This window comes from Halochromatium roseum (assembly GCF_016653315.1).
Lineage (GTDB): Bacteria > Pseudomonadota > Gammaproteobacteria > Chromatiales > Chromatiaceae > Lamprobacter > Lamprobacter roseus.
In genome coordinates this window covers 1-23897 of sequence record NZ_NHSH01000014.1, presented here as the reverse complement: position 1 = coordinate 23897, position 23897 = coordinate 1, and the positions used below count along the sequence as shown (strand labels likewise).

27 protein-coding genes are annotated in these 23897 nt (G+C 59.9%); 17 read left to right on the top strand and 10 right to left on the bottom strand.

The window, feature by feature from the left end; translation table 11 throughout:
• On the top strand, positions 1–344 hold a 344-nt coding region (locus CCR96_RS02065; RefSeq protein WP_201215731.1), incomplete at its 5' end, for an IS66 family transposase.
• 12 nt (positions 345–356) lie between these two features.
• Here the strand turns inward: CCR96_RS02065 and CCR96_RS02060 are convergent.
• The 4 genes from CCR96_RS02060 to CCR96_RS02045 form a co-directional block, all read right to left on the bottom strand.
• Positions 357–620, bottom strand: coding sequence for a TrbC/VirB2 family protein (locus CCR96_RS02060; RefSeq protein ID WP_201215714.1), 264 nt, complete (start codon positions 618–620; stop codon positions 357–359).
• Positions 621–720: 100 nt separating this feature from the next.
• A complete protein-coding gene (locus CCR96_RS02055) occupies positions 721–1365 on the bottom strand; it encodes a lytic transglycosylase domain-containing protein (protein ID WP_242518350.1) in 645 nt (214 codons plus the stop codon).
• A gap of 158 nt (positions 1366–1523) precedes the next feature.
• On the bottom strand, positions 1524–2516 hold the full coding sequence (locus CCR96_RS02050; RefSeq protein ID WP_201215695.1) for an AraC family transcriptional regulator: 993 nt from the start codon (positions 2514–2516) through the stop codon (positions 1524–1526).
• Positions 2517–2539: 23 nt separating this feature from the next.
• Entirely contained in the window at positions 2540–3259 is a 720-nt protein-coding gene (locus tag CCR96_RS02045; RefSeq protein WP_201215691.1) for a replication initiation protein, read from the bottom strand.
• A 720-nt stretch (positions 3260–3979) separates the two neighbouring features.
• Here CCR96_RS02045 and CCR96_RS02040 point away from each other — a divergent pair.
• From CCR96_RS02040 to CCR96_RS01990, 11 genes are all read left to right on the top strand, one after another.
• Entirely contained in the window at positions 3980–5662 is a 1683-nt protein-coding gene (locus CCR96_RS02040; RefSeq protein ID WP_201215687.1) for an LPD7 domain-containing protein, read from the top strand.
• Between the two features lie 212 nt (positions 5663–5874).
• Complete coding sequence (locus tag CCR96_RS02035) at positions 5875–6108, top strand: hypothetical protein (RefSeq protein ID WP_201215683.1); 234 nt, start codon at positions 5875–5877, stop codon at positions 6106–6108.
• The gene (locus CCR96_RS02030; RefSeq protein ID WP_201215679.1) at positions 6101–6334 is read left to right on the top strand and encodes a PIN domain-containing protein; all 234 of its coding nucleotides are present in this window, start codon (positions 6101–6103) and stop codon (positions 6332–6334) included. Before CCR96_RS02035 ends, CCR96_RS02030 begins: the two co-directional genes overlap by 8 nt.
• 630 nt (positions 6335–6964) lie before the next feature.
• Positions 6965–7483, top strand: coding sequence for a RadC family protein (gene radC, locus CCR96_RS02025; RefSeq protein WP_201215675.1), 519 nt, complete (start codon positions 6965–6967; stop codon positions 7481–7483).
• A gap of 67 nt (positions 7484–7550) precedes the next feature.
• Positions 7551–8000, top strand: a complete 450-nt coding sequence (locus CCR96_RS02020; protein WP_242518348.1) for a DUF6573 family protein — start codon at positions 7551–7553, stop codon at positions 7998–8000.
• 102 nt (positions 8001–8102) lie between these two features.
• Positions 8103–8345, top strand: a complete 243-nt coding sequence (locus CCR96_RS02015) for a hypothetical protein (RefSeq protein ID WP_201215671.1) — start codon at positions 8103–8105, stop codon at positions 8343–8345.
• A gap of 99 nt (positions 8346–8444) precedes the next feature.
• Positions 8445–9203, top strand: a complete 759-nt coding sequence (locus tag CCR96_RS02010) for a ParA family protein (protein WP_201215667.1) — start codon at positions 8445–8447, stop codon at positions 9201–9203.
• A complete protein-coding gene (locus tag CCR96_RS02005; protein ID WP_201215663.1) occupies positions 9200–10192 on the top strand; it encodes a ParB/RepB/Spo0J family partition protein in 993 nt (330 codons plus the stop codon). Before CCR96_RS02010 ends, CCR96_RS02005 begins: the two co-directional genes overlap by 4 nt.
• Before the next feature lie 210 nt (positions 10193–10402).
• Complete coding sequence (locus CCR96_RS02000) at positions 10403–11212, top strand: hypothetical protein (protein ID WP_201215658.1); 810 nt, start codon at positions 10403–10405, stop codon at positions 11210–11212.
• Positions 11209–11508, top strand: a complete 300-nt coding sequence (locus tag CCR96_RS01995) for a hypothetical protein (protein WP_201215656.1) — start codon at positions 11209–11211, stop codon at positions 11506–11508. The genes CCR96_RS02000 and CCR96_RS01995 overlap by 4 nt, the downstream gene beginning before the upstream one ends.
• Before the next feature lie 18 nt (positions 11509–11526).
• Positions 11527–12516: a DUF3991 and TOPRIM domain-containing protein gene (locus CCR96_RS01990; RefSeq protein ID WP_201215654.1), complete on the top strand. Its 990-nt coding sequence runs from the start codon at positions 11527–11529 to the stop codon at positions 12514–12516.
• Positions 12517–12564: 48 nt separating this feature from the next.
• Here the strand turns inward: CCR96_RS01990 and CCR96_RS01985 are convergent, their stop codons facing one another.
• The 5 genes from CCR96_RS01985 to CCR96_RS01965 all read right to left on the bottom strand — a co-directional run bounded on the left by CCR96_RS01985 (position 12565) and on the right by CCR96_RS01965 (position 15154).
• Complete coding sequence (locus CCR96_RS01985) at positions 12565–12918, bottom strand: DUF5615 family PIN-like protein (protein WP_201215651.1); 354 nt, start codon at positions 12916–12918, stop codon at positions 12565–12567.
• Positions 12915–13253: a DUF433 domain-containing protein gene (locus CCR96_RS01980; protein ID WP_201215649.1), complete on the bottom strand. Its 339-nt coding sequence runs from the start codon at positions 13251–13253 to the stop codon at positions 12915–12917. Before CCR96_RS01980 ends, CCR96_RS01985 begins: the two co-directional genes overlap by 4 nt.
• A 36-nt stretch (positions 13254–13289) precedes the next feature.
• A complete protein-coding gene (locus tag CCR96_RS01975; protein ID WP_201215647.1) occupies positions 13290–13844 on the bottom strand; it encodes a transcriptional activator TraM in 555 nt (184 codons plus the stop codon).
• Positions 13841–14596, bottom strand: a complete 756-nt coding sequence (locus tag CCR96_RS01970; protein ID WP_201215644.1) for a P-loop NTPase — start codon at positions 14594–14596, stop codon at positions 13841–13843. The genes CCR96_RS01975 and CCR96_RS01970 overlap by 4 nt, the downstream gene beginning before the upstream one ends.
• A gap of 81 nt (positions 14597–14677) precedes the next feature.
• A complete protein-coding gene (locus CCR96_RS01965; RefSeq protein WP_201215636.1) occupies positions 14678–15154 on the bottom strand; it encodes a hypothetical protein in 477 nt (158 codons plus the stop codon).
• Positions 15155–15596: 442 nt separating this feature from the next.
• Between CCR96_RS01965 and mobC the strand changes: the two genes are divergently transcribed.
• From mobC to CCR96_RS01940, 5 genes are read left to right on the top strand one after another with little or no spacing between them, the layout of a single operon-like run.
• The gene (mobC, locus tag CCR96_RS01960) at positions 15597–15932 is read left to right on the top strand and encodes a plasmid mobilization relaxosome protein MobC (protein ID WP_201215633.1); all 336 of its coding nucleotides are present in this window, start codon (positions 15597–15599) and stop codon (positions 15930–15932) included.
• Positions 15933–15990: 58 nt separating this feature from the next.
• Entirely contained in the window at positions 15991–16992 is a 1002-nt protein-coding gene (locus tag CCR96_RS01955; RefSeq protein ID WP_201215625.1) for a relaxase/mobilization nuclease domain-containing protein, read from the top strand.
• Between the two features lie 23 nt (positions 16993–17015).
• Positions 17016–17213, top strand: coding sequence for a conjugal transfer protein TraD (locus CCR96_RS01950; protein ID WP_201215624.1), 198 nt, complete (start codon positions 17016–17018; stop codon positions 17211–17213).
• Positions 17213–18256 carry an ArdC family protein gene (locus CCR96_RS01945; protein WP_201215623.1) on the top strand — a complete coding sequence of 348 codons (1044 nt, stop codon included), beginning with the start codon at positions 17213–17215 and terminating at the stop codon, positions 18254–18256. The genes CCR96_RS01950 and CCR96_RS01945 overlap by 1 nt, the downstream gene beginning before the upstream one ends.
• Before the next feature lie 51 nt (positions 18257–18307).
• Complete coding sequence (locus tag CCR96_RS01940; protein ID WP_201215622.1) at positions 18308–22999, top strand: strawberry notch-like NTP hydrolase domain-containing protein; 4692 nt, start codon at positions 18308–18310, stop codon at positions 22997–22999.
• Here CCR96_RS01940 and istB read toward each other — a convergent pair.
• A complete protein-coding gene (gene istB, locus CCR96_RS01935) occupies positions 22980–23756 on the bottom strand; it encodes an IS21-like element helper ATPase IstB (RefSeq protein WP_274601054.1) in 777 nt (258 codons plus the stop codon). The two genes, CCR96_RS01940 and istB, sit on opposite strands and share 20 nt — an antisense overlap.
• Positions 23757–23897 lie beyond the last annotated feature (141 nt).

The following is a 23897-nucleotide window of genomic DNA, read 5'->3' as shown; positions in this document are numbered from 1 at the left end:
TCACCCAGAAGACCTCCTTTGCCGCCCTCAACCAGACCTTGAAGCGGCTACATCGCCACCAGAGCGAGCTGCTACTGGTCTTGTTGCGCCCCGATATCCCGCTGCACACCAACGGCAGTGAGAACGATATCCGCGGTTACGTCAAATGGCGCAAGATCAGCGGCGGAACCCGCAGTGACCTCGGGCGACGATGCCGCGATACCTTCGCCAGCCTGAAGAAGACCTGCCGCAAGTTGGGCCTCTCTTTTTGGGAGTATCTCAACGATCGCATTGAGCAGACCGGCACGATTCCGCCGTTGCCGGACATCGTCCGTGAGCGGGCGGCGGCCGCGGGCGTGCCGTGACTTATTGAGAAGTTACAAGATGATCACCACGGCGAACATGACGCTGATAAAGCTCATCCATTGGATGCGCCCGGACAGGGCCATGAGGCCAGCGGCGATGACGGCGGCGATGGCGATCGCGCGCAGGAAGGTGTTGTTGAGGATGCCGAGGATGGCGTCGCCAAAGTTGTCGAGCACGTTGGCTGAGGCGATCTCCGGGGCGAGTGTCAGGGCGGCCAATAGGCTCAGGGCCGCAATGCTGCGGGTCGTTGGGTCGGTGGCGTTTGCGTGGGTCACGCGGGGCTCTCCTTCAGTTGAGGACGTCAAAGAAAGCGCCGAACGGGTCGGCAGGGGTTAGCGATGGCGTGCGCCTGGGGTGAGGCGCCGGGATGCGGCGTTATCCGCCGCCGAAGCCGTCGGGCACGGCTTCAAAACGCCAGGGTTTGGCGCTGGTTCTCGGTGGCTCTTGAGCCAGTACGGGATCAGGATCAGACTCAGGCTGATCAGTGATTGGAGCGTTGGCCAACAAGGACTGGGCGAGATTGACGCTGACCACGACCGGCTCGTCGAGCGTATAGCCGTCGACCGGTACCGCCTCAATCTGGTATCGACGATCGGGTTGTGGTTTGGCTAGCCAGGCCTTGACGCGACTGACATAGCCGTTGCGGATGCCTCGCTCGGAATCGCCGCTGTTGTAGCGACTGATGGCAGCATCGACGGTGAACGGGGCACGGGCGTAGGCATCGATGAGGACGCGCTCGCCAGCGGCGAGGTTGGTGCAGGGATCGAAGACGCTCTCGGGCGTGAGTCCAAGCCAGCTCCAGTTCTCGCTGTTGATCTGGGCCAGGCCAGCATCGATGCGATGGCCAGCGGCGATCAGGCGCTGCGCGGTGGCAGTGGCCTCGTCACGAGTCGTCGGAAAGATGGCTCGATGAGTCTTGCCATCATGGATGGCGTAGGGATGGCCTCTGCTCTCCTCGAGCACGATCGCCTTCATCATGGTGGGAGCCACCATGGGCGCGCAGACCGCAATCAGTGTCATCAGATCCATATCTTCGCCATGTCAGATTGATGTCATCTTGCCGAGACCATGCTGTCTCGGTGGGGCAAAAATCTAACAGGCATATCAGCGGATACGAATATCCTTGCGCGCCTTTTGAATACCAAAGCACGCCAATCTGCTACAGCAAGGTATTGGATCTAAGTGCGTGTCGCAGCCCGATCCTCGCTAGGGCTGCGGCCGGTCCATTTCTTGTAGGCGCGCGAGAAGGCGGGAGGGTTTGCGAAGCCGGTCAGATAGGTGATGGTCTGCAGGTCGTAGGCGCCGCTCTGGATGTATTGCTCGGCTAGCTGTTTGCGCACCCTGTCGAGTTCGGTTTGAAAGGTGGTGCCCTCTTCTTGGAGCTTGCGCTGCAGGGTTCTGGGCGACACGGCCAGCAGGCGGGCGACCTCCTGTGCGCTGGGCGTGCCTTCCGGCAGGTTGTCGACAATGGCATCGTGCACGCGACCGATGATCGAGTTGTCAATCAGGCGACGTTCGAGATCCTGCAGAATCCGATCGTTGGCCCGCGCAAGGTCACGGTTCTTGGCCGGAAGTGGCCGGCGAGCCATCTCGACTGTCACCAAGAACCCGGAAATGTCCGCATCGAAACGGACAGGGCAGCCGAAGAAGTCTTCATATCCGCAGGGCTGCCAGGGATGCGCGAGTTGCACCTCTTGAGGGCTGAAGTCCTTGCCGTAGACATCGCGGCAGAGGCGCAAGCTGATCGAAAGGCGAATGTCGTGGGCTGCCGGAAAATTCGGCGCGTAGGCGGGAAACTTTTGGGTAAACCTGATGCTGTTGGCGATGATCTCGCTGTGCATCGAGGCGTCTTGGATCACGATCCGGAAGTAACGCTCAACGCGCCGAAACGCGCTTTCCAGTGTGGATGAGGCGAGGTAGGCATAGCCAAGGGCGTGATAATCCGTGGCGCGCCACAGATCGCCGGCGGCCAGACCCCAACAGGGATCTTTGATCTGCTCGTTGGCCTGTCGCCACAGTGCTCGGACGCGGTCTATCGGGTAACGTGCCTGCGCATCATTGAGCTTATGCGGATCAAGACCAGCGTCGATGAACAGGGCATCCGCTGCGAGCCCGTGATGCTCGAGTAGACGATGAAAACCGCGGACCGCGGTTGCGAGCATGGTTGACATAGTTACCTGTGACTGACTGCTGCTCAGATGTCCATGTGCATCTGGGCCTTTTCCTCGAACCTAAACTCCAGCCTGACGACGGACTTGCCGTTTTTGATGCCTCGCCAGCTGATGTCGAGCGATGTTTTGGCCTGCAGGTCGTCAACCGCCGGTTGGATCACACGCGCCTTCAAGTTGGAGAAGCGGTCGTACTTTTCCTCGATGCCGAAGCGTTGCTTAAACTCTTCGACCGTGATCACAAACACACCAGTATCAACATACTGGGCGAGCATCTCGAACAGGCGAATCGCATAAGCGCTGCGCAGTCTTGCGATCTCTTCCAGCCGGTAGCTGGTGAAGCGCCGATGCAGCATGGTCAAGTAGGGGGCGATCTCTGGAGAGAAGCCAAGCCTGACCTTGCCCTCCCCTTTTCGATACTCCGCCATGTAAACCCAGCGCAAGCGCTTGCGGACCTTGCCATCGATGCGGCGGATGTCACGCTCGTACAACTTGGTGACCGCCTCCTCCATCTCCGTGTAGGCGTTCCTGGAATCAGTGCCGAACAGCTCCGCGAACTCATCCACCTCTAGCATAAAGACGGCGTCTCGTGGCATCGGTTTGCGGCCGTCAAGCTTCGCCGCGCATGCGAGGATGATGCGTTGTTCGTTGAGCGTCAGGTTGTAGGAGGCCTCGATCAGGGCGTTGGCCTTGGTAACGATGGAGCTGCCGTCAGCTCTCACCGCGATCGAGCGTTGCTGGTCCATGGGGCTTCCTGCTACTTAATGCCGATACTGTAGCGTATTCCTAAACTGCTTCAGAGCGCAACTGGTGTAGTCGAAGCAGAACAGCACTTAGACAACCATATTTCTGTAGCAGAACCGGGGCTTGATCTGCCCTTGATGCAAGCTTGATTCGCGCACCATAAATCTGTAGCAGAAGCATACGGACCATATTTCTGTAGCAGAACAGGACCGCTCTGTCCGAAACCATAAATCTGTAGCAGATCGACGCTCGAGATCGAGTCTACGGATTCCGCCATCCCGTCTGTGGAAAAGGTCGGCATAACCTGTGGATCGCACCATATTTCTGTAGCAAATGACCATAAAACTGTAGGCATGTAACCGTAAAAGTGTAGCAGTTGACCATAAAAGTGTAGCACGAGGCACTTGCAAGCTATTGTTTTAAAAATCGATTTCGGCCTCTTACAAACAAGAAAAAACAAGATATAAACAAGAAAAAAAAGAGGGAGGCCCGGCTGTGGATAACCTGGCTTGAAGCGCAAAAATCGCGCTTCCAAAGCCTGATGCAAAGCCTCCAATCAGATCAGACGTCAGTTGTGCTGGAGAGGCAGAAAGGCAGTAGGAAAAAGAAATGGACGATGCTCCAACCTGCCTTTGGCGCTAAAGGGTACCCATCTGGCGCTGTGCGGTATCTTGGTAGAGCCTCGTCCATGGTATCTCTGAGCCTTTTGCAGAGATCACCCAATGGTCAAGCCACATCGCATCGTTATCGGATCGGATACCGGGGTCTTTTGGAAAGACGGTATCACTTGGACAGGCGATCCTTCCGAAGCCGCAGTCTTCGATCAACCAAGGGCTGCCTGGCAACAGGCGGTTCACATCCAGTCCGATCAGGCCGATAGTCTCGGAGCTGCTTCAGTCGAGCTTCACCTTCGAGATCCAGATGAGCCTCACCTGAGTAAGCAAGCGGTTTCGCTTACCGCTCATAACACTCGGCTTGAGCTGCGGCGCCAGTGGCAAGCGAACTTCGATGAGCCGTTGCCGCCGGATCTCCCGTCCCCGCTTCCGGGTGACGAGGTCTATCGGGTTGAAGACTATCTTTCGGATGTGGATTGGGATCGGCTGAGATCAGATCATGGATCTGCAGAGAAGATGTATGCAGCGCTCGACGCCGGTTTCCATTCAACGCTGAAAGATGTTGCTGAATCGGATAGGGAGCCAGTGATCAAGATGCTCAGAGATCTGGTGCCGCGAGATGTCGCATCGGTGATCGCTTCGAGCTGGGCACACACTCCCTTTGATGAGCCAGCACCTGTCTCTCCAGGCTCGCCAGAAGCCGCTGCAGATGAAGGTAACGAGATATCAAGGGATCGTGCTCGTGAAGCAACCTCTGTCAGGCTTTCTGCTTTTGACCAGTTGTCGACGCCCTACTCTGAGGCCTCTTCGACAGCTGCGTCGACTGCGAAGACTTCTCAGGATCAGCTTCCGGCCTTCGTCATGCGTCACTTCGTGCGCGCCGGTGACGGATTCTTTTATCGCCAGACTCCAGACAAGCTTGCATTTGAGACGCGCGGCGAGACCTTCCGCGCCCACGACAGCTCGGTGAGCGTGGCTACTGCAATGGTGGAGATGGCCGAGGCTCGCGGTTGGTCTGCGTTGAAGGTGAAAGGGACGAAGGATTTTCGTCGACTCGTCTGGGCTGCGGCGGCAAGACGCGGGATCGCAGTGGATGGCTATTCGCCAAGTGCTGGTGAGCGTGCAATGCTCGAACAAGAACAAGTGGCCTCTCGTCCTCCTCGACGAGATGTCTCCGATGCTCGTGCCGATGGTCGTCAACGAAATCGTCCTGCTGACTCACTTGCCGGCACTCTCGTCGATTACGGTCCTGCTCCCTACCAGAACCAACCAGAGAACTCCCCGAGCTACTTTGTTGCGCTCCGAGGTGAATCCGGCAAGGTCACGACCCAATGGGGGTTGGATCTTGAGCGAGCGATTGATGACGCCAAGGCTGAGATCGGCGACCAGGTTCAGCTTGGGCGTTCTGGGAAACAGCGCGTTCAGGTCCAGAGGCCGATCCGAGACCAGCAAGGCAAGGTCGTCGACCAAGTGCTCAGCGAGACCGAGAGGAACACCTGGTCAGTTAGTGTGCTATCGCGATCAGATAGAACGAACGAGGCTCAAGACGGACAACGCAGAGAAGCGGGAGATGATCCGATCGCGAACAAGGTGATCGAGTTGTTTACCGCCGAGCGCCTCGGGAAACTTCCGCCGGAAGAACAGGCCCGTTTCCGAGAGCTGTATGAGCAGGCTCGGACGCGATTAGCGTCTCAGGATAACCCTCGCTCCGCCGTGGATATGGGGAGCCGGTCGGATCGGAATGTCATCTCGCGCGATCGACAGCGAGAGCGGGCTTCGCAGGGGCGCTGAGGCTTATTCATAGTGCTTCGATGTCGGGTGAAAACTAAGCCCGACATGTCACGAGCGGCTGCCGCGAACCACTCAGTTTTTCGCATGCGAAAATTTTCTACGGGTATGCCTTGGCACTAGTTGTCTTGTCCCTGTGGCCAATCGAGTCTGTTGGGGGTGGTTGGCGAACAGATGCTATTCTGCTGCCTTGCAAATCTTTCAGATCAAAGCTGATGGATACAATCGAATTTCAGGCCGTCGCCCATGACGGTATTCTCGATATTCCGACCGAGCATCGTCATATTTTGGATGGTAGGACGGTGCGCGTCGTTCTAGTCGATGTCGAACCCCAGGCTGCCGACCAGCCCGAGACGATCTTTGCGCGACTGCGACGGGTGAAGACTCAGGGGCCGAAAGACCTCTCGACACATCATGATACCTACGTCCTCGGCGAACGGGATGCCTGAGACCGTTTTTATCGATACCGGCTACATCCTTGCGCTGGTCAACGAAAACGATCAACAGCATGCCGAGGCGCTTGCGCTCTCACAGCGGTTTGATGGGCATCCGGTCGTTGTCACCGATGCCGTGCTGCTAGAGATCGGCAATGCCCCGCCAATATCCACCGCGAATCCATGCCAACCACGAAAGCTAGCTAGCATGGATTACCAAGGCAACTTGAACCTTCGATGAGGTCGCGCAAGGTAGCATCCTGGCAAATTGGAAGTTTCGTTTTCGATTTGCAAGGACCTGTGCTGTCTCTTGGTCCGTACTTTTTTCACATGCGAAATTCACTGGATTTTGCGTCTCCCAAGGGCCGGGCTCTAGACGCCCCGGTCTCCTGACCGGGTCGCCCGGAGCCACGTCACCCGTTCCCGACGGGTGCCGCGTCTCCGCCCATGCGGGTAACGATCCCTGACGCCTGCGCGCTCCGCTTGCTAAGAGCTGCTTCCGGCCTGAGCGCTATCCCGTCAAAGCCGCGTCTATCGGCCATCATCCAACGGGCGTGGACCGGGTCAAGGACTACTCGTTCCTGCGTTCCTCCTTGACCCGGTCCTCAATACGCCCGTTGGCCTAGATGCCCGACGCGGCTCCGACGGGATGGGAAAGATGGGCCGACCTATGGCCTATGGCATAGGGGATCGGTGCGCTGCGCGCGGCCTTTCGATACGAGAGACGTTCCCTCTCTCGTGCTCTCTCCCAACGCTCACCAACAAGATAGGTTGCTGAATAAGCTAAATATTTTACGCAAAATGGTTGCAGTGCTGTATGTGTAGATGTATAATTTACCCATCGTAACAACAACGCCATGGAGCCTTTGCCATGAATCAGCAGGTCGTTTCTTTTCCCGCTAACGCATCGATCAATCGTTTCGCAGACATTCGCCCTACTGATCTGTCGCCAGACGAGAAGGAATCGGTGATCGAACTGGCATTGACTATCCTGGCCCGCAAGCACCGCCGCGGCAGCGCTCTTACTAGCCCAGAGGCAACCCGGTCCTATCTCCGCTTAGAGCTGGGTGAGCGTCATCATGAACTGTTTGGTGTTCTGTTCCTTGATAACCGGCATCGCATCATTGCCAAGGAAGAGTTGTTCTACGGCACGGTCGATGGTGCTTCTGTCCATCCACGGGTCGTGGTCGCTCGTGCATTAGAGTTGGGCGCTGCAGCAGTTGTCTTCTTCCATAATCATCCCTCGGGCGTTGCCGAGCCAAGTCAGTCAGACCTTCGGATCACTAAGCGACTAAAAGAGGTTCTCGACATGGTTGATGTCCGAGTTTTGGATCATCTTGTGGTCTCGACTGAAGAGTCAGTCTCGATGGCCGAGCGCGGCCTGATCTGAGCCTCTGTCGGGGCGGCGACTCACGCCGCCGTCCCGACTTCACTTTTTCGCATGCGAAAAACTCGCGATGCATCCTTCGCTGTGGCAATGGTTGTTACAGCACGACCTAGAGAGGTTCACCATGTTCGACGATGCAGACCTGATTCACTGCTACACGCGTGCCGAGGCACTCGAGGACGGTTCGCTGATCGATGTGAGCGAGACTGCGACAGAGGTAGGTTTTCGGGTTCCTGTGGCACTAACCCAGAGCGTTTGGATCGATTGCGTTGCCTGGGCACAGGAAGATAACGATCGCGTCATCTATCAGGACCAGTCCGGTCGACTTTGGGATGTGCTATGGATGGCGATCAACGCGGCGCGTCGGAAGACCGAAGCGAGCCGCGTCGACTTCATGCTCATGCGCGTTCCGAGGCACAGCCGAGGCGGAGAGCCGGTCCCTGTAAAGCTTGTACTCGACATTAGTCCGGGGGACCAGGGTGAGGCCGTTATCACTATCGGGTTTGCCGAGGATTTCTAGCCTTTCTGGCACATGCGTTCAGGACCGAGGTTGGCGAACGCATGTGTTGGCCATGCTGTATGCTTTACGGTTAACCTATCCCGAGTGTTCACGGAGGTGTTCATGGCAGAAAAGGCCCCGATGGCCCGTATGCAGCTACTGTTGCCACCAGAGCTTAAGGCCGAGATCGAGCAGTTTGCGGAAGAGCAGGGTCTCTCCGCCAATGAGGCAATCCGCCTTCTTTCTCGACGAGGATTGAGCGCATCCGGCAAGACTGCTCCCGTTGATGTCTTGCTCGAAGAGCTGGGTTATCGCATTCGGGACCTAGAGCAACGCCTTGCGAAAGCCGAAGGCTTGAGCGCTTGAAACCAGGTTTTTTCGCATGCGAAAAATTGTTCCGATGTACATCGAGCTGTATCATTGAGGCAGCTTCCTGCCCTTGTGGCACGACCTAGAGAGGTAAACATGCAGATCGTAGCGATCGCGAATCAAAAAGGGGGCGTTGGTAAGTCTACGCTCGCCGTTCACCTGGCCTGGCTGGCCCTAGAGCAAGCGCGTCCTGTGTTGCTTGTGGACCTGGATGGACAGGCCAACAGCAGCCGAACCTTCGCCGATGAGTTCACCGGTCTGCTGGCCTCGACGCTTTTCACCGAGAAGCCCGGTAGCATAACCGGCTCCCCGCAGGCTATCTCCGAGCAGCTGTCGCTGATCCCGGCCGACATGGCAATCAACGATGTCGAGGGCCTGGAGCTCGAGAGCATCGAGCGTCCTGCTGTCCATCTCCGAGCGCTTACGCTGGCACCCGAGACCCTCGTCATCATCGATACGCCGCCCACCCTTGGTCGGCGTCTACTGTCGGCACTGATCGCCGCCGATGCCGTGGTGAGCCCGGTTGCCCTCAATGGCTACTCGATCCAGGGCATCACCGACTTGCAGAAGACCATCCAGACTGTGATCCGACGCTTCAATCCGCGTCTTAAGAACATCGGGCTCCTTGCCAATATGGTGAACAGCCGTTCCGCCACGCATACCCGGATGCTCGCCGAGCTGCGCGAGGCACTGGGTGACAAACTGTTGCCGGTCACGCTTGGCCATAGGGTGGCGATTTCGGATGCGATCGACAACGGTCGGCCCGTTTGGCAGCACAGTAGGGGCGAGAGTGCACAACGAGCCGCTCAAGAAATGCGCGGTGTGTGCACCGCTATCCTGGAGAAGCTGCCATGAGCCTAAAAGGAATCTCGAGCCTTGCCGAACTGATGGACACTCCAGCAGATGCCGGTGCCCAAGAGATCGAGCTTGCGCTGATCGATCCCGATCCAAACCAGCCGCGCACGAGCTTCGATGAGCAGCGCCTGGAGACCCTAGCCGCATCGGTGAAGGCCCAAGGCGTTATCGAGCCGCTGATTGTCTCGCTACATCCCGAGACCGATGGCCGCTACATGCTGATCGCCGGTGAGCGCCGTTGGCGCGCAGCTGGTAAGGCGGGCTTGCAGCTGGTCCCCGTGGTCATCCGCGAGCTGAACGATGCTCAGCGCCTAGCGGTTCAGCTGATCGAGAATATTGACCGCGAAGAGCTGTCCGTTATGGAGGAGTCCATGGCGGTTGTGCGATTGCTCAACCTTGGCCGCAAGCCAAAAGAGGTTGCCGAGATGCTCGGCAAGACCGCGGCTTGGGTTTCGTTGCGCAAGAAGATCGCCACTCACCAGAAGAGTCTCGAGCCATTCGTGGCTAAGGGGAGAACGGGAGACGCTGAGACTTTGGCGATGCTGGTGGACCTAGAGAAGGTCGACCAGCAGGCGTTCAAGCGGATGCTTAAACAGGATCAGGTTGGTCGCGCCATGGTGCGTGAGGCATTGGCTCGTGCAAAGGCTCGTGAAGACGAAACTGAGCATCCTGAAACGCCATCGTTGCCGGAGTCCACTGATCTCACCGCGCCGAATGAAGAGGGTGAGCATGCGAACACCGAGGAACAGGATGACGGCTCGACAACTCAAGCTCAGTCACCTGCTGCAGCCAGCGGCACTGATCATGCTGCGACAGACGGCGAGGGCGAGGGCGATGTCGATCCCTATGCGGAGATCGCGCTTGCTCTAGAGGCTCGACTTGGTCTGCCTGTAGCCGTAGAGGTGCCGGAGTCTGGTAAGCATGGAGAGCTGCGGATCAGCTTTGCAGACCTGCTCGAGCTTGATGCTATCCGAAAGACGCTCATCTGAGCGCGCGGCCCGGCTCCAATGCCGGGCTGTACCAGGGAGACCAGACGCCATGATATTTCAAAGCGCCAACATCGATGTGCAATCGGCGGAGCCACTCTCTTGGCGGCAATGCTGCGCCTGGGTGTGCCAAGGCCTTGAGTTGGGTTGTCAGGGCAGGGGAGACCGATACGCATGACCGGTATTCCGAGATGTCCCGAATGTCATGGCCCCATGCACCTGGACAGTTCGGCTTATGGTCGTGCTTGGGTGTGTGATCGCAGGGCCGATGTTAGTGGCGGGTGCCAGGGTACCGTTCATCTCTGTGGAGATGATGAGCTAACGGAGCTTCAGCTTGCGGAGCTGATCGCGCAGCAGTCGCTAGACAATGCCCCGGAAACCTCCCGAAAGACGCATCTGAGTTATCGCGAGGTCATCGATGCCTTGGCGACGATCGCTATGAACGGCTATCTCTCAGATCAGCAGCGCGGAGTGCTGCAGAAGGCTCTCGGCATCGTCGAACGATTGGACGATGCAGCCGAGCTGTCGAAGAATCCGGCAGGCCTTCAGAAGAAGGCTGCTGATGAGGCGATGGAGCAACGCTTCCAGCAAGCCATGGGGCTGCTTGGGCCAAGTCTTGCGCCCGACCCAATGCGCTTGGAGGCCTCTGCCATCGACCTACTCGCTTTGGCGCTGTTTGGTGCCGAGGCTTGTTCTCTCGGACCCGAGATTCTGACCGAGCACAGCATCGAGACGTTGGATAACGACCTGCGGCGCCGTTCCTCTGAGGGCGATTCTCTCTTGGATGTGCTATTTGCTGATCTCGTCGCTCTGCATCAGCGCTTGAGGGAGTCGGTCGCTCGCGCTTGGAGTGCTCGTTTTGAGTCTATCGAGGACCTGCATGGCGGATTCATCGAGGCCCTTCCCGGTCTACGCGAGCGCATCCTGACAACCTCGCCGGCTTATCTTCAGCAAGCCCGCCGTCTGATCGACGAGGACACCTCAGATAACGTCGTGCCGTTGGCGCCACGCCGAACCCAATGACTCCGATCCCCAACGAAACGCGCCGGCGGGTGATCTCTGCATTCCGCTTCCACAGCCAGCGTTCTCCAGCGGAATCCGCAGTGCTGTTGACCACCTTTGCAATCCAGAAAGGACTCTCAGACCCGCGTCGGCCACCCCCCGGTTCTGCCCTTGAGCAATGGGCCACCGCTGCCAAAGCCCCGCTTTGGGCCGTCCAAGCTGCCGCGTTTTGGCTCGACGCCAATGCCGAGGTCACTGACTCAGAAGAGCAGGCCGCGGTTGCAGCGGTTCTCGATCAGGCCGGCCGGGCGGGATAACCAGGGCAGGGCAGAGGCATGTCTTTTTCGCATGCGAAAAAATCGGCGAGAGATTACGGCCCCGAATTTCGAGACGAGATCGATCGCTTCAAGATCGAGATCAACCTGACCGAATATGCTGCGAGTCAGGGGTACCAGATCGAGCAGCGAGCAAGCTCCCGCAGCTCGGTTGTCATGCGTGATGCCGATGCTGACAAGGTGATCATTGCCAGGGGCGAGGACCAGCATTGGGTCTACTTTTCGGTCCGTGATGACAGGGACAACGGATCGATCATCGATTTCATCCAGCATCGACGGCGGTGCAGTCTTGGGGATGTTCGCCGCGAGCTGCGGCCTTGGATCGGCGGGGCGGTTCCGCGGATCGAGCCCGAGCGATATGTCAGGGAGATTGTTCCTGTGTCGCGAGATCGAGTGGGCGTGCTTCGCGCACTAGCGGGTATGAAGCCCATCGTGGAGCATCGCTATCTGGAAGAAGATCGGGCAATTCCACGCGCGCTGCTTGCGCATCCGCGCTTCGCCGGCAAGGTCCTCGTCGATGCACGCGACAACGTGATTTTTCCCCATGTCGATCAGGATGGCCCCTGCGGTTATGAGATGAAGAACCGCGGCTTCACAGGCTTTGCTCCTGGAGGCGAGAAGGGGCTTTGGGTGTCGGCGGTACAGCGCACCGACACCGCTTTGGTGATCGTTGAGAGTGGCATCGACGCTCTAAGCTACGCCGCGTTGCATCCTGACGAGCATGCGCGTTATGCGAGCTTCGGGGGAGCCCTAAATGCTCATCAGCCACTGCTGCTGCAGGCTGCCATCAAGCGATTGATGGTGGATGCCACAGTGTGGGTTGCGACTGATAATGATAATGATGGCGAGAAGTTTTCTTCACTTATCGAGCGTTTGGTTGCCGATACTGCAAGGGAAGATTTGGTGGTCAGGCGTGCCCTGCCCGTTGATGTCAAGGATTGGAATGAGGCTCTGTTGCGTTCTTCCTCACATATCGCTCGAACGACTTAAGCCTGATCTGGTTTGACGGGCAGAGGTGCTGATCGATACGCTTTTGATCTACCGCAATGGCAAGTAACGGACTTGACCTTCCCATTCGCCGTCTTCGCTGCAGGTTGCCAAGAGCAGGATGTCATCGATTGCTGAGCGTAGCGCAACCGATCGGCTGACCTCGAAGACACCCGGCATGGGCTTTCCCGCACGTACCCGCTCGTAAGCGAACGCCGTGATGGTTGTGACGTCATGGGTTAAAAGAACGCGCTGGTATTTTGCTGCCCATTCCAGCACTGTCGGGTCATCCGCTCCAGAAATACCAACGTCCTGGACCCGGACCAAATCGATATCAGGCTTGCGCCGGTGCAACCCACGAACGATGTTGTTGTTGAAGTTCTCGTCGGCTAGCAAGAGGATCACACTGAATCCTGCCGTGTCTGGCGGGCGATCAAGCGTTCGCGTATTCCAATGGGGTTGAAGAGTCGCTCGTTTGCTTGCCGTACTTCAGCCGCACGTCGCTCTTGAGTCAGCAGATATTGATCCACTTCGGCAGTATGGGTTAGGTAGTAGGCGATGACGGCGTAAACCTCTCCGAGGGACAGTGCTGGATATTGCTCGGCGATCTCCTCTGCAGTGGCTCCATCTAGGAAAGCGCTGATGACAGTCTCCAGTGTCACTCGTGAGTTGCCCACACGAAAGCTGCCGTCAGCGTCCGCTGCGATTGGTGGGGCTTCAGCTGCGACGACCATCGTCATTTTATGTCTCCGATTGCGTTGAAGGTCTTCAACGTTCTATGCGATCAGACTCAGCGACGCAACAGCCGCGAGCGTCATGGTCGCGCCGATACCGAGCAACACCCCCGCGGCGATCCAGATCCAGGTGACGACCTGTAGCGGTCCGCTTGGAACAGCGATCCGTGTTGCCGACGGGTTTGTTTGCAAGCGCGGTTCAGCACCATCCATCTGTGCTCGCAGCGATGAGACTGTCTGCATCACGACTCGCTGTAATGCGGTGTTCTGCCCTTCGACCAGGGTCTCCATGTCGGCCTTCCAGGTTTCGTGAAGCGCCTTCTGCGCATCGAGAAACGATGCTCGATCCTGCAGCGACACCTGCTCGATCCATGTCTTTTGGTCCTCGGCAAACTGCTCAATCTGTCGGATGGACTCGCTGGCTGCGCCCCTGATCGCATCGGTCGTTGGTGCGACGACCTCCTCGAGATACCGCCGCAAAACGACCTGATTCAGCAACACCACCGCCAAGATCGGATCATCACGCGAGATCGCCACCCCGTGAGAGCGGGCGACCTCCGCGATCATGTCGCCGATCAGATCGTCAGGCGGGTTCACGCCGAAGCGCGAGCCAAGCATTCGCCCTCGTCGCCATCGAGAGGGAGTGCATCGAGCTGCGCCCACAACTCATCACGGATGCGTTTGATGCGTGTGCGCGGCATCAGATCGAATCGCTCGATGGCTTCGGCGAAGGTCAGGCGCTGGCGGAGCATCTCCTCGATATCCTTGCCAAACGTGGCCTTGGTCCGAGCAGGCAGCAGGACGGTACCAAGAATGCGCTCCTGCGCTTGGTGCAGGAAGGAGGCCTCCGCGATCGGTTGGCCGTTGATCTCCAGCGGGCCGAAATGCTCGTTCAGCCACAGGATGAGCGGCACCTCGGTGGAGACCAACAGAGCCATGGTTCCCTTGACCGTCTCATCGGCATCTGGGCCGCCGGCGATCACCGTCTGTACCACCACCCGATGGCCGAGTTCTTGGAGGAGAGCGAAGACCCCGTTTTCTACCTCATAAGCCATCAGCGTCTCAAAACCGTTACTGCCAACGTCGACGATCACCTGGCCATCAGGCGGCGACTCGGCCACGATTCCAACCAGCGTGTCCAATGCCCGCGGGTCGATGACATGGTTTTGCGACAACTTCAGATGTGTCGCCTTTAGGGGTGCGTACTGCAGCAACGTTGGATTCAGGGTATCGGTGTCGATGCAGGCGACCGACCGTTCCTGTTCCAGCATCCACTGGGCGAATGCCGTGGTCAGATAGCTCTTACCAACTCCACCCTTGCCTTGCAGGGTGAGATACAAGGTTGCCATGGAAGATCTTCGCTCCGTTCAGGACAGTCAAATTAGGGAAGAGTGCGTGCTACCGGCTTCTCGCTGACAAGCGTTCGCGCGTCACGATTCCTGGTCTGCATCGGGTTTCTTCTTGGTTACAAAGGTGACCTGAGGACGCTCCGTCGGGTCCCACTCGAAGGTCTTTGGTCGTGGCGGGATCGCCAGCGGATTGCGTTTCTTGCCTTGGGACCCCTCACCACCGTCCTGAGCAGATCTATCCGTCGCTTCTGCTGACGAATCAATCCGGGTTCTTCTTTTCCTACCGCCTTCCTCGTCTCGATCCCGCTTCAGCCGCGCGCGATGCAGCGTGCTGCGGAACGTCGTCATCGGCATCTCAATGCCGCACTCGCGCAAGGTCTCCAAGACTTGCGCATAGCTCGCCCCGGCCTCCAAGGCTCGTTCGATCTTCGGCAGTAAGCGGCGGATCTGTGTCGCTAACGGTGGTGCGGCGAGCTTGGTTGCCAACCGATCGAGCGCCGCCTCTGCTGCCTCAAGCGAGGTGGTCTCTTCGGGTGGAACCGTCTTGTTGTCAGGCATGGGGCATCGGTGTCTACAGACTGTGGTTAAGGCGTAGAAGAAAAGCAAGTCAGCAGAATACTAAGCGCAAAGAAAAAGGATGACAAGAGGAAAATAAAGTAGGAAACTGCAAACTATATGGATAACAAAGAAGCCAAAAGACCAACTATGAGCAAATGCTAAGCAGTCTTCAAGAAACTTAGAGAAGCTTCACGAAACTCGAGAGGGGGAGTGCTTAAGGCAGGATAGGCAAAATGTGGTACATCTTTGCCGCCGCGCCCGCCCACAGCCTCCGTCCCCCTCTCAACGACGCGCCCAACCCGTGCACCTGCCGCCTGCAGGCAGCTCGAAGAGAGACCGATGGAGAGCAACAACACCCGCAGCACCCCGCTCGCCGCGAGGGTCCACAGGCAGTGGCCCTCTCGGGTTTCCCGAATCGGGCGCGACGGCGCGCGAGCATCCCATGGCTAACTCTGCCGTTCTCCGCTTTCGTATCCCACCGAGATTGCGTCGGCTGATCGATGCACACCGTGGTCAAGACACCGTCTCCGCTTGGCTACGCACGGCCGCGAGCCAACGCCTGGAGCAAGCGCACGGCATCGATCTGCCGTTGCGCCATCTTCTCGACGAACACGATCCGCAGCTGCGCGGACTTGGGATCAACCTCAATCAGCTCGCCCATGCAGCCAACGAGGGACGCCCTGTGGTGGTGCCTCAACAGTTGCTCGATGAGATCGACAGCCGAATCCGCGAGAGCCGGCTGCTGCTGTCAGATCTGAAGACACGCTTGCCGGACTGAGCATGCGCAATGCAGTCGTTGAACAGGTTGGAGCTTCACCACCACTCGAGTGGACGCCATGAGTGCGGTCTCCAACCAGCTCCAAGATGACTGGCGCTTTGTCTTCGCCAAAACCGGTCGGGCGAAAGTGGGCCTAGAACAACAGCCACCCTCGGCTAGCGTCTTGCGCCAAACGCTCCTGAGCGCGGTTCGGCGAAAGCCCCAGGTCATGGTCAAGATCACGAGCTTCTCGTCGTCGGCAAAGCAGCTTGGTGCGCATCTGGATTACATCTCCAGGAACGGCGACAACGAGGTCTTCGATCATCAGGGCGTCGGCTTTTCCAGTATCGGTGATCGGGTCGGGCTGTCGACACAGGAGGCGATGCATGCCTACGGACGCGCCATCGCCAGCGTTGTGCCGAAGCAGAACGGGGAGGGTGCTCGGCGAGCGCGCGGCCGACCACGCAAGCGCGTCAGTATGAACCTCATGCTCTCCATGCCCGCGGGCACCGACACTGGCGCCTTCGAGCTGGCGGTCCGAGACTTCTTGAACGACCAGTTCCAGGCCCACGATCGACTGTTCACCTTCCACGACGACCGCGACCACTACCACGCCCATGTGGTCATCGGGCTGCAGGGCACGGACGGTCGCTGGCTGAACCCGCGCAAGCACGACCTTTTGGCCTGGCGTGAGCGCTTCGCCTCAAGCCTCGAGCGCCACGGCATCCCTGCCGAGGCCCTGCCTGCCTATAGCCGCGGCAAAGGCAAGGACGGTTATCGCCGCGATCTCCACGAGCTAAGCCGTCGTGGTACCCGCGAAGGCCCCAGTCCCTCTCCGAGTTACGAGGCGGAAACCGAAGCACGCGCGATCCGTCGACGCGCCGAAGCCTGGACCCGCATCGCTGATCACTATGCAGCCCATCAAGATCACGAGGCGGCGAACGCGATTCGCGATTACGTCGCCGACCATTACGACTACCAGCCAGAGCCCGGCGCTCGTCAAGCGCCGGGTCAAGGCCCGACACCAAAGCCCCCCACCAAGCGCCGCAACCACGTCCGAGATCAAGGCCGCGAGCGCTGATCCCATCCACACCAGGAGCCACCATGACCAGAACCACCGATCAAGACCTACTGTCGCTCAACATCCCAGGAACCCGCATCGAGCTCGATGCACGGACCGCCGAGGAGCTGGGGGCCTTTGAAGAGCAGGCGCTGACCGAGGCCGATGCGCTGGCATCCGCCGATATCCCATCTGAGCATCTGCCAGAGCAGTCGCTCGACCCCGAAGGGGAGGGCGCCTGATGGCCCGTTCACCCAAGAGTCGTCGCCAGACCGAAGACAAGCCACGCATCCCCTACCACGAGCAGGTCGCCAATACGCTGATCAGACAGCTCGAGGAAGGCACCGCCCCTTGGCAAAAGCCTTGGGCGCCTGGCTCCTTGTCGCTACCGCATAACCCGGTCAGCGGCACCCGCTACCGAGGCGGCAACGCCCTCTGGCTGCAGATGCACGGACGGGATGATCCGCGTTGGATGACCTACAAACAGGCGCAAAGCGTTGGCGCCCAGGTCGGACGCGGTGAGAAGGGGACCTTGGTGCAGTACTACAAATTCCACGACCAGGTACTCATCAAAGATGATGCCGGCAAGCCGTTACTGGATGCCGAGGGCAACAAGCGCTATCGCAACATCGAGCTGGAGCGACCCAAGGTCTTCAGTGCGGTCGTCTTTAATGCCGAGCAGATCGAGGGGCTGCCGGCCCTGCAGACGACAGCACCCAATTGGGATCGTCATGAGCGTGCCGAGGCCCTGCTGAAGACCGCCGGTGTCGAGATCCGCCACGACCAAGTCGATCGCGCCTTCTACCGACCCGCCACCGACAAGATCCATTTGCCCCCGAAAGACAGCTTCTCGAGCGCGGATCGTTACTACATCACCGCCACCCACGAGACCGCCCACGCGACCGGTCATCCCAGCCGCTTGAACCGAGACATTGCCCATCCCTTCGGCAGCGAGGGCTACGCCAAGGAAGAGCTACGCGCCGAGATCGCCTCTCTGATGATCGGCGAGCGCATCGGCATCGGTCATGATCCCGGCCAGCATGCCGCCTACGTCGAGCACTGGATCAAGGTGCTCAAGGACGACCCGAAAGAGATCCTCCGCGCCGCGCGGGATGCCGACAAGATCAGCGACTACCTGCTCGCCCACGAGAAGGATCGCTTGCCAGCCAATATCGAGAAGCTCCCGCCCGTCGAGCGCACCGCTGCGCGGGAGATTCCAGCCAGCATGCCAGCGCCCAAGCGCGCCGCAGAGCCACGCCGGGCTCAAGCTGGCCATGAGCGTTGATCGTCGCTACAGCTTGTCCATCACTTCGGGAAGTCATTGCCACCACGCTCCATGGCCAAGAAACTGACCCAACATCCGGATCAAATGTCCTTCAACTTCGACGACTGGCTCGCAAGCCCGACGCCGTCTCTGTTTGCACCGAAGGAGGCCTCTCTGTCGCCACGCTACGCGCTTGCGCAGCGCCTGCGCGAGCGACTTGCTCAGGGTGATCCGCTGACCTCGCATCAATTGGCCGCAGAGGCAACCGAGGCCTTCGGCGGCACCCAGGCAGAAGGCAAATGGCTGTCGAAAGACGCCTACGACGCGCTTGAGGTGGCGGTCAACCTCTACCTCAGGGAGACCGAATCCGCAGCCTGGACCGTCTTGAGCCAGACGCAGGCGAGTCAGAAGGCACGCGACCTCACGAGCCTCGTGCAACGCTTGCCAACGCAGACACGTCGTGACGAGGAGATGGACGAATTCCAACAGTTCTCGACGCCACCGGCCTTGGCGTTCGTGGCCAACTGGACGGCCAACATCCGCGCCGAGGACCGGATGCTGGACTCATCGGCTGGGACCGGCGACCTGGTGATCTGGCCTCAACTCGCCGGCGCCGATCTGCTGCTCAATGAGCTATCCGAGCGTCGCCTCGAGCTGCTCAAGGAGCTGTTCCCAGAAGCCACTTTGACCGGGGAGAATGCCGAGCAGCTGCACAACATCTTGCCGCGCTCCTTGGTGCCGACGGTGGTGGTCATGAATCCGCCGTTCTCGGCCACTGCCGGTCGCATCCAAGGCCAGCGCAAGAGCGCCAACGGCGCGAGACATCTCGAGCAGGCCCTGGAGCGACTCGCCGAGAACGGGCGCCTTGTGGCCATCGTCGGTGATGGCATGGGGCTGGATCGTCCGGCCTTCCGCGACTGGTGGGAACAGATCCAGAGCCGCTATAACGTGCGCGCGAACATCGGCATCTCCGGTCGCGAGTACGCCAAGTACGGCACAACCTTCGATAATCGTCTCGTTGTCATCGACAAAGACGGGCCAACCCGTGCACCGGTGCTGGCGGCCTCGGTCGAGTCGGTGTCCGACCTACCGCCACTGCTGGAGGCTATCCGCCATGATCGGCCACGACTACGCGCTGCTGAACAGCCAACCCTTGAATCAACGCGCGGCGACCATCCTGTCTCAGGGCCAGCTGCCCTGGAGCCCAGATCAGGAGATCGCAGCCCTGGCCCTGCTGCGACAAGGACTCCAGAAGGGCGCGCTGGAGACGCCGACGATCGAGGAGCCGATGCTCCTGATGGCGCGCCTGGAGGCCAACCCCGAGGAAGCGATGCGGCTCCTGACGGAGTCCGCTCCGGAGGAGAGCTACGAGATCGAGCTCGATCCCGATCCGGATCAGGCCGCAGCGCAGCTCCTGGAGGAGATCGTGGCGTCACTGAGAGCCCAGTCAGCAACGCCTCCCCTGTAGCCATTCAGGCCGATGCGGATCGCGGCGAAGAACCCAAAGCGGAGCTGACTGAATCCGTCTTTACCGCTTACCGACCACAGCGCCTGATGATCCCGGGCGCCCACGAGCACCCAGGACGACTCGTCCAAAGCGCTGCCATGGGCGCGGTTGATCCGCCAGCGCCGACCTACAACCCACAGCTGCCCACGCAGGTGATCGACGAAGGCCGACTCTCCCTGGCCCAGCTCGAGGCCGTGGTCTATGCAGGGCAAGCGCACAGCGAGCGGTTGCCCAACGGGTCGAGAAAGGGCTTCTTCATCGGTGATGGCACCGGGGTCGGCAAGGGCCGAGAGATCTCCGGGGTGATCCTGGACAACTGGGTGCAGGGTCGAGAGAAGGCCGTTTGGGTCTCCTTCAACCGCGGGCTGATCGAGGATGCGCGAAGGGATTTTGCCGGTGTCGGCGGTGATCCGGACCTCTTATTCTTCCAAGGAGACACCAAGGCCAGCGCGACCATCGCGCGCGAGAAGGGCATCCTCTTCACCACCTACAGTACCCTGCGCGGTGGCGAGAAGCGCCAGAGCACGGACAACCAAGACGGCCGGGCAGGGCAGACACGGCTGCAACAGCTGACGGACTGGCTGGGTCCGGACTTCGATGGCGTGATCGCCTTCGACGAAGCCCATAGCATGGGCAACGCCATCGCGGTGAAGGGCGCGCGCGGCGAGCGCAAGCCGTCCCAGCAGGCCATCGCCGGGATCAATCTGCAGAAGGAGGTACCGGATGCACGCGTCCTGTACGTCTCGGCGACCGGCGCGACCGAGGTCTCGAACCTGACCTATGCCGAGCGCCTTGGGCTTTGGGGAGAAGACACCCCCTTTGCCGACGCTAAGGCATTCATCGGCGAGGTCTCCTCAGGCGGCATCGCCGCGATGGAGCTGACCGCTCGCGACCTCAAGGCGTTAGGCGTCTACACCGCCCGCTCGCTCTCCTACGAAGACGTTAGCTATGAACGCTTGGAGTATCCACTCTCTGAGTTTGAGCGTGAGGTCTACGACGAGCTGGCCGGTGCCTGGCAGGTTGTCTTGTCCAATGTCGATGAGGCCTTAGAGCTGACCGGAGGCGGGCACAGCCCGCAGGCCAAGAGCGCTGCGCTGTCGCAGTTCTGGGGCGCGCATCAGCGGTTCTTCAACCAGGTGCTGACCGCCTTGCAGACGCCGGCCGTCATCGATCACATGCGCTCGCAGATCGATGCCGGAAACGTCGCGGTGGTGCAGATCGTCAACACCAACGAGGCAGCCCAGGAACGCATCGCCGCTGCCGCCACCGCACAGGGTACCGCCCTCGAAGAGCTGGATTTCACGCCTCGGCAGCAGCTGATGGACTACGTGCGCAACGGCTTCCCAGTCGTCGCCCACGAGCAGGTCAAGGACGCTAACGGCAATGTGCACTGGCAGCCGGTCACGGATAGCGAGGGCAACCCCGTCTTCGACCAGCGCGCCATCGCTATGCGTGACGCACTGTTGGAGACGCTGAACCAGATCCGCGTGCCAGAGAACCCCTTGGACTCGATCATCAACGCCTTCGGTGCTGATCAGGTCGCCGAGATCACCGGTCGGGGCCGGCGCTTCGTGCAGACGCGAGACGAGGAGGGAAACCTTCGCGTCGTCGAAGAACGCCGCGGCAAGAATGCCTCCAGGGTCGATGCCGAGGCCTTCCAGGCCGACAAGAAATCGGTCCTCGTCTTCTCCGGGGCGGGCGGCACCGGCTACTCGTTTCATGCCGACAACACCGCTCAGAACCGCCGCCGACGCATCCACTACATCCTGCAACCCGGATGGAGCGCCCCGGCCGCGGTCCAGGGCTTTGGACGTACCCATCGCACCAATCAGGCCTCAGCACCGCATTACGTGCTGCCGACCACCGACCTGGCGGCCCAGAAACGCTTCGTTTCCAGCATCGCCCGTCGCCTCGATCAGCTCGGCGCTCTGACCCGAGGGCAACGGCAGACGACCTCCCAAGGGCTGTTCACGGCCGCCGACAACCTCGAGAGTGTCTACGCCCAAGCGGCACTGACGAACCTGTTCCAGGATCTGCATAACGGCCGCACGCCACTGTCGTTTAAAGAGGTGACCGCGCAGATGGGACTCTCGCTGGTCGATGATAACGGCGCCTTGGTCCAGGGCAAGATCCCCAATGTTCCGCAGTTCCTGAACCGATTGCTGTCGCTGAAGACCGACAAGCAGAACCAGGTCTTTGGCTTGTTCGAGAACCGCTTAGTCGAAGCGGTCGAATACGCCAAACAGCAGGGTATCTACGACGAGGGCCTGCAGACATTGCGCGCACAGAGCATCGTCAAGACGCGCGATGACCTTGTCTATACCCACAAGACCGGCGCCGTGACCCGCTACGTCGAACTCGATGTGACCAACGCCATCGAGTATCTGCCGTGGGACCGAATCAAGGCGATGGCGGACAGGCGCGACGCGACCGACGACAGCGTGAGCGGCTGGTACGTCTCGTCCTATGGAAAGCACAAGGGGCAGGTGTTCTACATGGCCGACCGTGGCACCCGGATCAACAGCGAGGGGCTCGAGACCCATCGCGGCGTGCTCTACGGCATTCGCAAAGGGGCGCATCGCTATATCGACAATGCGCAGGAGATCGCCCGCGGCACCTCAGTGCGCACCGTTGGTGGCATTGCGCGCGTCGTGCAGCTTGCCCAGCGCATCTCGCTCGAGCAGGCCGAGCGTCGGTGGCAACAGGAGTTGGCCGCGGCACCGGCGACAGAGACGCGATCCAAGGGCATGCTCGTCGGCGCCATCCTGCCGATCTGGGACCGAGTGACCGGTAGCGAGACCATCTACCGCCTGCAGACCGATGCGGGCGAGCAGCTGCTTGGTCGTTTGCTTGAAGGCCGGACCGCCCAGCAGACCCTGAGAAACCTCGGCATCGGCGACACCAGTCTCTCGAAGCTGTACTCACGCGCGCTGTTTGCGGCAGTGCAGGGCGGCCAAAAGGCGGTGCTCTCTAACGGTTGGGAGATCGTTCGTTCCAAGGTGAATTTCGAGCAGCGTCTCGAGGTTCGACGTGGAGCGTCATTTTCGGCCGCCGAGATCGGCATCCTCAAGGAGCAGGGCGCCTTCGTCGAACGCATCAATTGGACCCAGCGCGTGTTTCTTCCCGTCGGCGACGAGGGCTTACCGGTCTTCGTGTCACTGACCGCCCTAATGGAGCCACCCATGATCGGGTTAATGGAGCCACTCAGAAGTGGCTCACAGGGGTCTCGAACGGGGGCTATTGTTTGGCGGTTTTAGCCGGTTGTGCAAGGGGTGAATTCGGGCCTTCAGGGAGCGGTTTCGGGGCGCGATAACTGGCCCCATCGAGGACCAGGCGGTAGGCGTTATGGCGCAGCCGATCCAGGGTTGCGGCGCCCAGCAAGCGATTCGGGAAGGCATCGCCCCACTCGCTGAAGTCCAGGTTGCTGGTGACGATGGTCGCGCGTTGCTCGTAGCGCTCGCTGATCAGGTCATGCAGATCCTCATCCTGCGGCGAGCGCAGCGGTTTCAGTCCAAAATCGTCGATGATCAGCAACGCCACCCGTGAGAGCGCCTGAAAACGCCGTTGAAAAGTCCCGGTCGCACGCGCCTCGTTCAGCGCGCCAAGCAGCTGGGTTTGGGTCATGAAGCGCACATCCTGCCCCTGGCACGCCGCGATCTGGCCCAAGGCCTGGGCCAGATGGCTCTTCCCCGTCCCGCTCGGGCCGGCGATCAGCACCGAGGCTGGCTCCGTGATGAACTGCCCGGTCGCCAGTTCCTGGATCAAGGCCCGATTGATGCCGGGATTAAAGGCAAAGTCAAACTGCTCCAGGGTCTTGTGCGAACGGAAGTTGGCCCGGCGCAGGCGTTGGCTCAGGCGTTTCTGCTCGCGGCGGGCGAGTTCATCCTGGATCAACAAGGCGAGGAAGTCGGTATAGGCCAAGTGCTCCTCGATGGCTTGGCGGTTACGCGCCGGCAGGGCCTCAAGGAGACCAGAGAGGCGCAGTTGTTTCAGCATGGGAGCGAGTTCAGGCATCGGATTCATCGGCGGTGTCCTGTTCATCAGTGCGAGAGCAGCTCAGCGGCATCGCGCAGGAAACGCGCGCCACCGGTGTAGCTCTCCGCCAGGGTGTCGAAGGCCGCGACGGCATCGGGCTGTTGATCCAACCCCTTCTCG

Coding starts and splice junctions, on each gene's coding strand:
- CCR96_RS02055 (WP_242518350.1), bottom strand. CDS start 1,365: ATGACACTGATTGCGGTCTGCGCGCCCATGGTGGCTCCCACCATGATG.
- CCR96_RS02050 (WP_201215695.1), bottom strand. CDS start 2,516: ATGTCAACCATGCTCGCAACCGCGGTCCGCGGTTTTCATCGTCTACTC.
- CCR96_RS02045 (WP_201215691.1), bottom strand. CDS start 3,259: ATGGACCAGCAACGCTCGATCGCGGTGAGAGCTGACGGCAGCTCCATC.
- CCR96_RS02040 (WP_201215687.1), top strand. CDS start 3,980: ATGGTCAAGCCACATCGCATCGTTATCGGATCGGATACCGGGGTCTTT.
- CCR96_RS02035 (WP_201215683.1), top strand. CDS start 5,875: ATGGATACAATCGAATTTCAGGCCGTCGCCCATGACGGTATTCTCGAT.
- CCR96_RS02030 (WP_201215679.1), top strand. CDS start 6,101: ATGCCTGAGACCGTTTTTATCGATACCGGCTACATCCTTGCGCTGGTC.
- radC (WP_201215675.1), top strand. CDS start 6,965: ATGAATCAGCAGGTCGTTTCTTTTCCCGCTAACGCATCGATCAATCGT.
- CCR96_RS02020 (WP_242518348.1), top strand. CDS start 7,551: ATGCATCCTTCGCTGTGGCAATGGTTGTTACAGCACGACCTAGAGAGG.
- CCR96_RS02015 (WP_201215671.1), top strand. CDS start 8,103: ATGGCAGAAAAGGCCCCGATGGCCCGTATGCAGCTACTGTTGCCACCA.
- CCR96_RS02010 (WP_201215667.1), top strand. CDS start 8,445: ATGCAGATCGTAGCGATCGCGAATCAAAAAGGGGGCGTTGGTAAGTCT.
- CCR96_RS02005 (WP_201215663.1), top strand. CDS start 9,200: ATGAGCCTAAAAGGAATCTCGAGCCTTGCCGAACTGATGGACACTCCA.
- CCR96_RS02000 (WP_201215658.1), top strand. CDS start 10,403: ATGCACCTGGACAGTTCGGCTTATGGTCGTGCTTGGGTGTGTGATCGC.
- CCR96_RS01995 (WP_201215656.1), top strand. CDS start 11,209: ATGACTCCGATCCCCAACGAAACGCGCCGGCGGGTGATCTCTGCATTC.
- CCR96_RS01990 (WP_201215654.1), top strand. CDS start 11,527: ATGTCTTTTTCGCATGCGAAAAAATCGGCGAGAGATTACGGCCCCGAA.
- CCR96_RS01980 (WP_201215649.1), bottom strand. CDS start 13,253: ATGACGATGGTCGTCGCAGCTGAAGCCCCACCAATCGCAGCGGACGCT.
- CCR96_RS01970 (WP_201215644.1), bottom strand. CDS start 14,596: ATGGCAACCTTGTATCTCACCCTGCAAGGCAAGGGTGGAGTTGGTAAG.
- CCR96_RS01965 (WP_201215636.1), bottom strand. CDS start 15,154: ATGCCTGACAACAAGACGGTTCCACCCGAAGAGACCACCTCGCTTGAG.
- mobC (WP_201215633.1), top strand. CDS start 15,597: ATGGCTAACTCTGCCGTTCTCCGCTTTCGTATCCCACCGAGATTGCGT.
- CCR96_RS01955 (WP_201215625.1), top strand. CDS start 15,991: ATGAGTGCGGTCTCCAACCAGCTCCAAGATGACTGGCGCTTTGTCTTC.
- CCR96_RS01950 (WP_201215624.1), top strand. CDS start 17,016: ATGACCAGAACCACCGATCAAGACCTACTGTCGCTCAACATCCCAGGA.
- CCR96_RS01945 (WP_201215623.1), top strand. CDS start 17,213: ATGGCCCGTTCACCCAAGAGTCGTCGCCAGACCGAAGACAAGCCACGC.
- CCR96_RS01940 (WP_201215622.1), top strand. CDS start 18,308: ATGGCCAAGAAACTGACCCAACATCCGGATCAAATGTCCTTCAACTTC.
- istB (WP_274601054.1), bottom strand. CDS start 23,756: ATGCCTGAACTCGCTCCCATGCTGAAACAACTGCGCCTCTCTGGTCTC.